Source organism: Capsulimonas sp. (genome assembly GCF_039929585.1).
Lineage (GTDB): Bacteria > Armatimonadota > Armatimonadia > Armatimonadales > Capsulimonadaceae > Capsulimonas.
The window spans coordinates 17,282-28,195 of sequence record NZ_JBDSQY010000203.1; the positions used below are offsets into that span (position 1 = coordinate 17,282).

10 protein-coding genes are annotated in these 10,914 nt (G+C 58.9%); 2 read left to right on the top strand and 8 right to left on the bottom strand.

Features of this window, described 5'->3' with window-relative positions; genetic code table 11:
- Positions 1-40 precede the first annotated feature (40 nt).
- Positions 41-1,597, bottom strand: a complete 1,557-nt coding sequence (locus ABIZ35_RS14760) for an alpha-glucosidase/alpha-galactosidase (RefSeq protein WP_348220683.1) — start codon at positions 1,595-1,597, stop codon at positions 41-43.
- Positions 1,598-1,736: 139 nt separating this feature from the next.
- Between ABIZ35_RS14760 and ABIZ35_RS14765 the strand changes: the two genes are divergently transcribed.
- A complete protein-coding gene (locus ABIZ35_RS14765; RefSeq protein ID WP_348220684.1) occupies positions 1,737-2,627 on the top strand; it encodes an AraC family transcriptional regulator in 891 nt (296 codons plus the stop codon).
- A gap of 25 nt (positions 2,628-2,652) precedes the next feature.
- Here the strand turns inward: ABIZ35_RS14765 and ABIZ35_RS14770 are convergent, their stop codons facing one another.
- From ABIZ35_RS14770 to ABIZ35_RS14785, 4 genes are all read right to left on the bottom strand, one after another.
- Positions 2,653-3,369: a hypothetical protein gene (locus ABIZ35_RS14770; RefSeq protein ID WP_348220685.1), complete on the bottom strand. Its 717-nt coding sequence runs from the start codon at positions 3,367-3,369 to the stop codon at positions 2,653-2,655.
- Between the two features lie 277 nt (positions 3,370-3,646).
- Positions 3,647-4,126 carry a hypothetical protein gene (locus tag ABIZ35_RS14775; protein ID WP_348220686.1) on the bottom strand — a complete coding sequence of 160 codons (480 nt, stop codon included), beginning with the start codon at positions 4,124-4,126 and terminating at the stop codon, positions 3,647-3,649.
- 135 nt (positions 4,127-4,261) lie between these two features.
- On the bottom strand, positions 4,262-6,025 hold the full coding sequence (locus ABIZ35_RS14780) for a GspE/PulE family protein (protein ID WP_348220687.1): 1,764 nt from the start codon (positions 6,023-6,025) through the stop codon (positions 4,262-4,264).
- A gap of 78 nt (positions 6,026-6,103) precedes the next feature.
- Positions 6,104-6,685, bottom strand: coding sequence for a DUF1802 family protein (locus tag ABIZ35_RS14785; protein WP_348220688.1), 582 nt, complete (start codon positions 6,683-6,685; stop codon positions 6,104-6,106).
- Positions 6,686-6,773: 88 nt separating this feature from the next.
- Here ABIZ35_RS14785 and ABIZ35_RS14790 point away from each other — a divergent pair, with 88 nt between their 5' ends.
- Entirely contained in the window at positions 6,774-7,784 is a 1,011-nt protein-coding gene (locus ABIZ35_RS14790) for an aldo/keto reductase (protein WP_348220689.1), read from the top strand.
- Between the two features lie 366 nt (positions 7,785-8,150).
- On the opposite strand, the gene ABIZ35_RS14795 is transcribed toward ABIZ35_RS14790, so the two are convergent.
- Genes ABIZ35_RS14795 through ABIZ35_RS14805 form a run of 3 tightly spaced genes read right to left on the bottom strand, consistent with a single transcriptional unit; the run spans position 8,151 to position 10,716 of the window.
- A complete protein-coding gene (locus tag ABIZ35_RS14795) occupies positions 8,151-9,464 on the bottom strand; it encodes a gluconeogenesis factor YvcK family protein (protein WP_348220690.1) in 1,314 nt (437 codons plus the stop codon).
- Complete coding sequence (rapZ, locus tag ABIZ35_RS14800) at positions 9,464-10,330, bottom strand: RNase adapter RapZ (RefSeq protein ID WP_348220691.1); 867 nt, start codon at positions 10,328-10,330, stop codon at positions 9,464-9,466. The genes ABIZ35_RS14795 and rapZ overlap by 1 nt, the downstream gene beginning before the upstream one ends.
- Positions 10,330-10,716, bottom strand: a complete 387-nt coding sequence (locus ABIZ35_RS14805; RefSeq protein WP_348220692.1) for a phage holin family protein — start codon at positions 10,714-10,716, stop codon at positions 10,330-10,332. The genes rapZ and ABIZ35_RS14805 overlap by 1 nt, the downstream gene beginning before the upstream one ends.
- Positions 10,717-10,914 lie beyond the last annotated feature (198 nt).

Below are 10,914 nucleotides of genomic sequence, written 5' to 3' on the forward strand. Positions count from 1 at the left end.
CCTTTGGAACTCGTAATCTCATATCCGAGACCCTCGATAGTTATGCGGCTACCTTCGTCATCTTGCCTTTGTCGGCGGCCCCGGCGTTGGCGCGGGATTCTTCGGCGTCGCGAGACATTTCGTCCACGGTCTTGGTGTGCAAACGCGCGGCGCCCTGGGTCTGTCGCAGACGCACCCGGGTTCCATTCGCTTCGGCGTCCATCAAGCGGCGGCGGGCGGCGGGGATTTCGGAGGCGTACTGGGGCAGCCACTGCGCCTGCGCCACCAGCATCTCATCCACCATTTGCCAGACTTCTTCGGGATTGCAAACGGCTCCCACCAGGGGATCATGCAGCACGGCTTGCTTGAGCAGGGTGACGTCCCCACGCACGGCGGCTTCGACGGACATTTCCTGGACGCGGACGCTTGCGGAGCAGGTGGCGGCGCAGGCGAGAGGCAGGTCGCCGACGACGGGAATGTTGATCCCGCTGCGATCGACATATCCAGGAACCTCGATCACGCAGCCATCGGGCAGGTTCGTGATATGGCCCTGGTTAATGACGTTGAAATGGCCTCGATAGATACGCCCCGTCTCCAACGATTCGATGATATACGAACCGTGCTCCTCGCTGCGGGTTTCGGGCGTAAACTTGGGAGCCTCTTCGGACAGCCAATTCGGGAAGTCCGTTTCAAACCAGTTGCGGCCCTCGGTACAGACGCGCAGGTAGCCGCCGGTCTCGCCGTTGATCCAGTTGGTGAGGTCGATCCAGTCGTTGATTTCGTCCACACGCTTGCGATACCAGGGCAGATACTCGCTCAGATGCCCGTTCGACTCGGTGCTGTAATAGCCGAAGCGCTTGAGAACATCGATCCGCACTTTCTCCGTCGTCGGATACTCGGGATGGGCCTGAAATAACTCCAACAGCCGGGGAATGAAGTCGATCCCGCGCCACTGCGCTTTGATACACCATGTCTGATGGTTGATGCCCGCAAAGACGACATCGACATCTTGACGGGGCAGTTTCTCATCCTCACCCAGCAACCCTTCCCCCTTCGCCCAATGCTCGATGCACTGCGCGATCTGCCAGTGCGCTCCCTGCACCCCATGGCATAATCCCACGGTTTTCACCCCGCCGTATTTATTACACGCCCACGTATTCATCGCCATCGGGTTGGAATAGTTCAGGAACAGCGCGTCCGGCTTCGCCATCTCCCGGATGTCTTTACAGATATCCAGCATCGCCGCCATGGTGCGCTGGCCGTACATAATCCCGCCAATGCAGAGCGTGTCGCCGACGCATTGGTCCACGCCATATTTCAGCGGAATATCGATGTCCGTTTGGAACGCTTCCAAGCCGCCCTGACGGATCGTGCAGATGACATAATCGGCGTCACGCAGCGCCTCACGGCGGTCGGTAGTGGAGGTGATTGTCGCCGGCAGCCCATTGCCTTCGATATCGCGACGGCAAAGCCGGACAACCATATCTAGGTTCTGCTCCGAGATATCCATCAGGCTAAATTGCGTCTCTTGCAACTCCGGAACGGACAGCACATCACGCATCAGGCGGCGCGTAAATCCGATGGATCCGGCGCCAATCATCGCAATTTTTATCGACATGGGAAGAAGACCTTTCCGATCATATCCAAAACGTGAAAAACATTCGCTTTTCCTGCTAAGATTATACAAGAGAGCATCTGCGGCGACAATCGTTTATTTCAGCTATTGATAGTCGATTTGTGAGAGATCGGGCAAAGTAATGAAAGTGATGGGTTTTGCGGAGCGGGAAGTTTGGGCGCGGAGTATTTTTGAAGCGCGGGATCAGAAACGTGTCTATGGGCCGGAAACGCTCATTGTCGGCGGCTATGAGCGAAGGCGGTCGGCGGATGGCTATTATTGGGACGGACAGAAGCGCGGCGGCGACGCGGCGTACCCGTTTCTGGTATTCCAGTATACGCTCTCAGGCTGGGGGATTTATAGCGAAGGCGGCGTTTCCCATAAGATCGAGCCCGGAACGGCGTTTGTCGCGACGGTTCCGTCCGCCCATGTCTATCATATGCCGGAGGAATCCGATCACTGGTCGTTCGTGTATTTGATTTTGACTCAGCCTTATGTCACACAGCGCATCACCGAGCGCAAGAAGACATTTGGGACTGTGCTCGCTATACCGGACGACGGAGCGCTGCTCACGCGGTTTCTCGCCGCGTTTGAGACCGTCCACACCACGGGATACCGTGACCGGTTCGCCGAGGAGCAGGCGTCGTTCGATCTCCTTGTCGAGTATGAGCGCGCCGCGCACCATGCCGCATACCCTCGCCCCGCCCGCGAAAAATTGCTCGATGAGGTTCGCGCCTTCGCCCTGGCGCGGCTGCCGGAATCCGGGGACGTCGCCCAGCTTTCCGAAACCTACGGCATGAGCCGCAGCGGCTTCAGTCACCATTTCCGCGACGTCACCGGACTCGCCCCCGCAGGATTCTTGCGCCAGGTCCGCCTGGAAGAAGCGACCCGGCTTCTTATCCATTCCGATCTAAAGCTGGAGGCAATTGCAGCGAATACAGGCTTCGCCAACGCAAATGACCTATGCAAAGTCTTCCGGCGATACTTTCACCTTAGCCCAGGTGAATTCAGGCGGCAGATGCGGGGAGTTTGAGAAGACACTCCATCGCCAAGCGCAATCACACGTGCGTCCCGACGACGATGCGATGCGTTTGATCGTCGGTTTCTAAGATCGAAAGTCCAGCCGCGTTCACGAGCGTCTCAATCGGCAGAAATGCGTGATCGTCGATCAGCGTCACCGGCGCGTCCACTTCCGATCCATCAAGCAGCACCTCATGTTTGTCTTCGTTCCAGTCGAGTGCGAATCCAAACGCGTTGGCCCAGGCGCGAACCGGACACATTGTCTGCCCATGGAGCACCGGCATATCGGCGACTTTGTTGCCGCCGACGATCAAATGATACATCGTAGGAGACGTGGCGACTGCGGGCGAGTCCCCAGGAATACGGCCGACCAGCTGCCAAGCGCCCCATTGTCCGAGCGTCCGATACCCCTTGGCGCCGGAGATCCGTCCAAGCCGCGTGGAGCTATTCGAGGCGACGCCCTTGGAGCCGCCGACATAGATCCCCACATGGCCAAAGCCGCCGCTCCCTACCATCTTAAACAGGATATCCCCGATCTCCAGATCGTTCGCGTGCGTGACATTCACATCCAGCCCCGCCCGCTTGAAGTTATGGCCGGTATCGATCGCGGACGCCCCAAAGAGTCCGCTATACTTACTTCCGTGCGCTTTTGCAACGACCTGCCGGACGAAGCGCGAGCAGTATCCTTTTTTCGACTCAAACGAACTGTCATGCATCGCCTCGGCGGCCACATCCGCGATTTTCTGATTTGGCATAATGTGCTCCTCGCTGAATAAACCCGCTGGCCGGCTCCAGCGCAAAAAAGCCGGTCCTCAAGTGAGGATCGGCTTTTTTGGCAAAACATAAGGACGCTCGGGAAAAGCAGCAACCTCGCCAGTATCGGCTCAATCCTCAAAGAAGGGTCTTGCGATGACGACGATGCGAGCCGAAAAAACCGGCGCCGCACACGATTACTACAGTATCGAAACGTACAAATTACGTTATTATCTTATCACGGATCAAATCCGTTTGTCAACGGGTTTTCCGGAGAATTTATCCTACGACTTTGCGATAAGTCGCCAGCCGTTCCTCGATCTTCGGCGTCACTCCATCCGGGCCTAGCTTCTCCAAAATCGTTTCGACTCGGCCCCGAAACTCCGGTGTACGGAAGCCTTCTTCGGCAATCAACGCTTCCACGATTAGCAGAAGAGCCTTTGGCCAGGCGGCGAAAGCGGAGGCGGCTAGGTTTTGGTCGTGGAATAGCTGGGCGCGCTCATCGAGAAGAATGCCGGCGGCGAGGGAGCGGCCGGAGTCGTAGCCGAGCGCGCCTTCGAAGAGGGTCGGCAGACGGTCCACGGGAAGGGCAAGAAGAAGGCTGATGTCGACGCCGGTGAGCGTCTTGCAGCTTTTCTTGATCTCTTCAATGCCGCCCTTCTGGGGATCGGCTTGCCGGCCGGTGAGAATGAGGGTGAGGATCAGGCCGATCTTCTCGATCTGCTCCTCGATATACCCTTTGCGGGACTGACGATACATAACGACGGCTCCTTTCGCTGGCGGCGCCGGCGAAGACGCGGCGGCGAACGCGATAGCGTTAGTATAGCCGAAAAGAGCGTGGGAGAAAAAAAAGCCGCCGGATTGGAAGCAATTCCAATCCGGCGACGGCGATGTTTAAGCGGCGCGCTCGACCGCCACGGGCTGTGGAACGGTCTGAGCGGTTGGGTATTGCGCGGGCGATACCGTATCGAAGAAGACCAGGCGGCGCGCTTCGTTGAAGGATGTCTCACCTTTGACCACGCGACGGCAGACATCTTCCTGCATCGTTTCGTAACCGTAGGTAGAACCGACTTTTTTCAGTTCGTCCATCGACGCGCAGTTGGCGATGAGGCTCTGCATTTGCGGTCCGATCGGCAGGATCTCGTGGACGCCGTTCCGTCCACGATAGCCGTTGCCACTGCAGCGCGGGCAGCCCTTGGGACGCCAGAGCAATGGGACGTCGCCGGTGTACATATTGCCAAGCACGGAGCGCTCTTCGGAGTTCGGCGAGTACTGCTCGCGGCATTCGGGACAGAGCTGGCGGACGAGACGCTGGGCGGTGACGCCGATCAAAGCGGTGCTCAGCATAAACGGCTCGATGCCCATGTCCACCAATCGCGGGATGGCGCTGGGAGCGTCGTTACAGTGCAGGGTGCTCAAAACCAGGTGTCCGGTGAGCGAGGCGCGGATGGCCGTCTCCGCCGTCTCCTTGTCTCGGATCTCGCCGACAAGGACGATGTCCGGGTCCTGGCGCAGAATGGCTCGCAGCTGAGCGGAGAACGTCAGACCGACCTTTTCATTGACGTGCGATTGGTTGATGCCGTCGATGGCGTACTCGACCGGATCCTCGCAGGTCATGATATTATTGGTTTCGTTCTTGAGCTTGTTCAAAGCGGCGTACAGCGTCGTCGTCTTGCCCGACCCTGTCGGCCCCGTGACCAGCACCAGGCCGTACGGCTTCTGGATCATGTCGCCGAAGAGCTTGAAATTGTGGTCGGAGAAGCCGAGTTCGGGAAGCTGGCGCAGGGTCTGGCTCTTATCAAGAACGCGCAGAACGACGCGCTGGCCGTGGTAGTTGGGCAGGATCGAGACACGCAGGTCGATCGTGCGGCCGTCCACCGTCACTTCGATCCGGCCGTCTTGAGGAATACGATATTCGACGATATCGATCTGCGCCATAATCTTGAGACGCGCGATCAAGGCGGCCTGCAGCTTGTTCGGGATCTCATGCATTTTTTGCAGTTGACCGTCGATACGGTACCGGAACTCGACGCGATCCTTGCGCGGCTCCAGGTGGATGTCGCTGGCGCGCATCTTGATCGCTTCGGCGAGGATCTGGTTGATCAGGCCGACGACCGGGCGCATTTCCGCTTCGCTGACGGCGCCGTCACTGGCGTTCTGATCGGTCGTGAATTCATCGAGCGCCTGGGTCACAAGCTTGCTCATCGTGTCGTTGACGACGACGGCCTGCCCATGGATTTCTTCGATCAGGGCCGCAAGACGGTCTTCGTTCGCCAAAACAGGCTCGATACGAAGTTTGCAAAGATCGCGAACCATATCAAGTGCGTCGACGTCGCTTGGGTCACGCATGGCCAGGAACAGGCGTCCCGCCTTGGCCTGCACCGGGAGGATCTGATAGCTGCGGCAAAGATTCGCGGGAACGAATTCCAGCGCTTCCTTGGTGGGCGGATCGTGCTGGAGGTGCCAGGCGGCGAACCCCTTTTGCAGAGCGCACGCCTGCAGGAGTCGCTCTTCCGTGATCAGATTTTGCTGCATCAGGATCTGACCCAGCGGCTGAAACCGATGACGCTGAGCCGCCAGCGCATTTTCCAGCTGCTCCTGAGAGATGAGCCGATGGGAGACGAGTAGTTCTCCCAGCCTTTGACGCGAAGAAAGCATGATTACCCCTACATTCACCGAGGATTCTACGCGTTCATTATCGGCAGGTCAAAGCAATCTTCTCAGGGCGCCCCGCGATCAATCTTCCAGCAATCCACGAGTCAGCTCCCGCCGGCGCTCAAAATGCTCATCCGAAACGGCGGGCGCCGCCCCCACGGTAGAAATGGGCTCCACAATCTCGATCCACGATCGGCAGCCGCCATACGAAGGTAAGATCGGCAGGACACGTGGTTCGGGCAGAGCGTAGGCGCGCAGCAAAAGAAGAAAAATCGGCTTATAGGGCTCCCAATCGTACCGACCGTCAATAAATTGGCGGCTCCAGATATGCTGCGGCGACATCTTGACTATTGTCTCGCGGTGATCCACCCGCACCACATCGGTCACCTGGGCGGCGGCTTCGATCCGGACAAAACCCGCAGGAGGCCGGCGCGCTTCCTCCTCGCGCAGCCACTGCCCGAAGCATGGCTGCAAGTCCCCCAGCCGCTCTGTCTCGTGCGCGTAGTTGGGATAGATGAGAAACTCGGTAGCTTTCAGATCGAAATCGCCCGTCTCTTCAATGATTCCGCCCTTGCGAAGCAGCATCAATTGGTGACCTTCGAGCAGCGAGCGCTGGACCACCGCCCATTCCTTGAGCGCGACCGTCAGTGTTTCCGGGAGCATAAACGTTACCATCCTTGTCTCCGTTATACCCGACCCGTGGCGGCGCGGGGTACAATGTTGACATTGCGTCAACAGGAGACGAACAGCCATGCAGTATCGCAAATTTGGAAATACGGACTTGACCGCGTCCGTTGTCGGCTTCGGCGTTTGGACCGTCAGCACGGGGATGTGGGGCGTCACCGATGAAGCGCTGCGCCTGCGCCTTCTGCGCCGCGCCTTCGACCTCGGCGTCACGTTCTATGACACCGCCGACGTCTACGGCGACGGCCTTGGCGAGACCATTTTGAAGCAGGCGCTCGGCGAGCATCGCGACAAAATGGTGATCGCGACGAAGTTCGGCTACGACTTCTACACCAACCCCGGCATCCAGCCCGGCCAGCGCGAGCGCCCGCACGATTGGTCCCCCGCCTATCTCAAGCGCGCCTGCGAGGAGAGCCTGAAGCGCCTCGGGACCGATTATATTGATCTGTACCAGTTACATAACTGCCGAGTCGACGCCATCGACAACGACGATCTCTTCGCCACCTTAGAAGAATTGAAGACCGAAGGCAAGATCCGGCACATCGGCACGGCGCTCGGACCGGCCATTGATATTCGCCAAAGCGAAGAAGGCGAACACTCCTTCCAGAAGCGCCATGTGGCGAGCGTCCAGATCATCTACAACCTGCTCGAACAGCAGCTCGGCGAGCGCGTCTTCGCGGCCGCCCGCGAGACCGGCGGCGGCGTCATGGTGCGCGTCCCGCATGCCTCCGGCCTGCTCGAAGGCAACTACACAACCGAAACCGAGTTCGCCCCCGGCGACCATCGCAACTGGCGCATCACCAGCACCGACAAGCGTAAGGCGTGGCTTGAAGACGGCCTCAAAAAGATCGCCCAGCTCGCGTTCCTGACCGAAGGCACGGGCCGCACGCTCGGCCAGGCCGCTCTGCAGTTCCTATGGAGCGAACCGACATTGGCCTCCGCGCTGCCGAACATCTACGACGAGCAGCAATTGGAAGAGTTCTGCGCCGCGCCGGATCAGAAACCATTGACCGACGAGGAGATTGGGAAAATTCGCGGACTGTACTTGGAGAACTTTGGGCTGGAGCGAGCGGCCTAAAAAAGAAAGCCCCTTTCTCCGGTCATTGGGGACCGGAGGAAGGAGCTGTTTTTCTTTTAAATTTGTGAGACTGGACAGCGATTTTATTGAAGATCGGTAGGACGACATAGCCTGTCGGGTTGTCCGGCCGCCTTGTTCAAACCTTGGGGTTGGGCCCCGGATCGTTCGCTTACCTGCTTCTGAATGGCCGTCCGTACTGGCGTATCGCCAATTCCTGGCGTGATCAGTAGCTTACCTTGGGCTGCGGTGGCGTCATATGCACGTAACCTCCCATGGCGGGCCAATTCCCGTCTTCTAAAATCATTATTCCACGTACTCGCGCCGATTTCACTTTCTTTTTTCGAAATATTTATTCGCGCGCCCCCCTCAGAGAACAATCCGGAAAATCGCCTCGGCCAGCCGTGCGGAATCGTGCCGCACCACGTCCTCCTGGGAGATGAAGTTTCCCGGCACCGGCGTGTAGCCCAGCGCCCGGATGGCGTCCAGATCCGGCTCCACAAACTTCTGACCGTGCTTCTCGTACTTCTCCAGCAGCTCCGGCGCAGGACGTTCTTTGTTCACCAGCACATGCGTCACGATCTTTTTGCCCGGCGCATGCTCGGCGATGGCCTTGATATGGTCCGAGGCGGTAAAGCCCTGCGTCTCGCCCGGCTGGGTCATGACGTTGCAGACATAGACCTTCACAGCCTTGCTGCGCGAGATCGCGTCGGCGATGCCGTCCACCAATAAGTTGGGAACAACGCTGGTGTAGACACTGCCGGGACCTAAAATAATCGCGTCAGCTTCTTTGATGGCGCGCAGGACTTCGGGGAGCGGTTGGGCGCTCTCAGGCCGGATATACATCCGCTTGATCGGCAGCGGCTGATGCACGATCTCGGTTTCGCCCTCGACAATCGTCCCATCCTCCAGCTCTCCTAGGAGGGCGACATTCTGTGTCGTGGATGGGTAAACCTTGCCTCGGATCGCCAGAACCTTGGCGGTCGCGGCGATGGCGTCTTCGTAGTTTCCCTTGTAGATCGTCGTCATCGCCGCAATGAACAAGTTGCCGAAGCTATGGCCGGCGAGGCCCTCGTGGTTGTCCTCAAAGCGGTATTGGAACAGGCGAGAGAGCGTCGGCTCGGCGTCGGCGAGCGCGACCAGACAGTTGCGCAGGTCACCCGGAGGCAAAATGCCCATCTGCTGGGTCAAACGTCCGGACGAGCCGCCGTTGTCGGTCACCGTGACGACGGCGACGATGTTGCTGGTGTACTCTTTCAAACCGCGCAGCATCGTCGAAAGCCCCGTGCCGCCGCCCAGGACGACGATGCGCTGCCCCTGCGCAAGGCTGCGGCGCACGAAGATGCGGTCGGCGAGGTTATCGCGCGCGTCCGGGGCCACCACGGCCAGCACCGATCGATTGAACTGCACGATGGAGATCAGCACGAATGTAAAGCCGATCGCGCCAATGACCAATCCCATCACCACAAATTGAAAGGGGCTGGGAGGTGGGAAGCGCGTCTTGGTAATGATCAGCTTCGTCAAGTCGTCCAGATTTTGGATATAGGTGAGGCCCATCAGATTCGTGGCGAGCGCGGCGCCGACGATCACCAGCATCACGCCGAGGAACGTCAGCAGCATCCAGCGCTTCACCCGCATGCCTGGGTAAAGCCACTTCACCGCCGAGCGCAATTGCTTGATCATTACTTATCCACGTCGCGATGCTGGGTCAGAACCCGATAATCTCGCCCGCGCAGATGCGCGGCCAGTTTCTCGGCAACCACGACGGATCGGTGCCGTCCGCCCGTGCAGCCAATGGAAACGGTCAGATACGCCTTGCCTTCCTCGATGTACTGCGGCACGCAAAAGTCCAGAAGATCGTAGATTTTCGCCAGAAACGGCTCGCAGTCCGGGTCCGCCATCACGAACTCCTCAACCTTGGGATCGCGCCCATCGCAGGGGCGCAGTTCATCCACATAATGGGGGTTGACGAGAAACCGCACGTCGAACACTAAGTCCGCATCGAGCGGCAGACCGTATTTGAAACCAAACGAGGAGATGGTGACGGTCAGCCCCTTGTTCTTATCGTCCTGGGGCGCGAAGGCCGAAAGCAGAAGATTGCGAAAATAGTGCGTGTCCAGGTCCGACGTATCGATGACCTTGTTTGCCGTTTCCTTCATCGGCTCCAGCATCGTGCGTTCCAGCTTGATGCTGCCGAGTATCCCGCCCTGCTCGTCGAAAATCGGATGCTTGCGGCGCGTTTCTTTGAAGCGCTGCACGAGCGCGGCGTCCACAGCGTCTAAAAACAGCACCTTCGGCTCAACGCCCATACGCCGGATCAGCTTCAGCGCCGGCTCCCAGCCCATAAAGAACGAGCCGGCGCGCGCGTCGATCACCACCGCCAGCAGGCCGCCCATCCCCTGGTCCTTCACGGCCAGACACTTCTCCACCAGCTCCGGCAGCAGCACCGGCGGCAGGTTATCCACCACATTGTAGGACATGTCCTCAAACACGCGCGCGGCCACTGTCTTACCCGCGCCGGACATGCCGGTAATCACCACAAGTTCCATTATCGCCTCTGCTTTTCACGGTCAGAAATCAAGAAATTATTGAGTATCCCCGAGATTAGTCCCATAATGATCGAGCCGAGCAGCGGCGCGATAAATCCCTTGACGTGGAATCCATCCACAAAATTGCCCACCAGCCAAAACATCAGCGCGTTGATGACAAAGGAAAAGAGTCCGAACGTCAGACAGGTCAGCGGCAGCGTGAGCAGCTGCACCACCGGCCGGATCACAGCGTTTACGATCCCAAGCGCAGCGGCGGCGATCACCGCCGCAATCACGCCTTTGGTTCCCGGCGCGATCCAGATACCGTGATGGATGAGAAGCTGCACCAGCAGCACGGTGAGATAAAGAGCGATCGCGCTGATCGCCCAGCGGTAGAGAAACTGCATACGGGTCCTCTTCAGGGAAGTAATGACGTGCAAACGATTGGGGTTATTGTACCATGTCCACCCACCCCGGCGCTTCCACCCCTCGTGACCTACCCCCTGCCTTCGTCCGACCCTGAGTAACCCACCCCGGCGCTTCGCGCCACCCCTCCGGGTGACCCACCCCCGGCCTTCGGCCGCCCCCTCCCTTGAAGCAGGGAA

Bases quoted from the DNA above. Each gene is read 5' to 3' on its own strand.
- ABIZ35_RS14775 (WP_348220686.1), bottom strand. From the start codon at position 4,126: ATGTATCGTCAGTCCCGCAAAGGGTATATCGAGGAGCAGATCGAGAAG.
- ABIZ35_RS14760 (WP_348220683.1), bottom strand. From the start codon at position 1,597: ATGTCGATAAAAATTGCGATGATTGGCGCCGGATCCATCGGATTTACG.
- ABIZ35_RS14765 (WP_348220684.1), top strand. From the start codon at position 1,737: ATGAAAGTGATGGGTTTTGCGGAGCGGGAAGTTTGGGCGCGGAGTATT.
- ABIZ35_RS14805 (WP_348220692.1), bottom strand. From the start codon at position 10,716: ATGCAGTTTCTCTACCGCTGGGCGATCAGCGCGATCGCTCTTTATCTC.
- ABIZ35_RS14770 (WP_348220685.1), bottom strand. From the start codon at position 3,369: ATGCCAAATCAGAAAATCGCGGATGTGGCCGCCGAGGCGATGCATGAC.
- ABIZ35_RS14785 (WP_348220688.1), bottom strand. From the start codon at position 6,685: ATGCTCCCGGAAACACTGACGGTCGCGCTCAAGGAATGGGCGGTGGTC.
- rapZ (WP_348220691.1), bottom strand. From the start codon at position 10,330: ATGGAACTTGTGGTGATTACCGGCATGTCCGGCGCGGGTAAGACAGTG.
- ABIZ35_RS14795 (WP_348220690.1), bottom strand. From the start codon at position 9,464: ATGATCAAGCAATTGCGCTCGGCGGTGAAGTGGCTTTACCCAGGCATG.
- ABIZ35_RS14780 (WP_348220687.1), bottom strand. From the start codon at position 6,025: ATGCTTTCTTCGCGTCAAAGGCTGGGAGAACTACTCGTCTCCCATCGG.
- ABIZ35_RS14790 (WP_348220689.1), top strand. From the start codon at position 6,774: ATGCAGTATCGCAAATTTGGAAATACGGACTTGACCGCGTCCGTTGTC.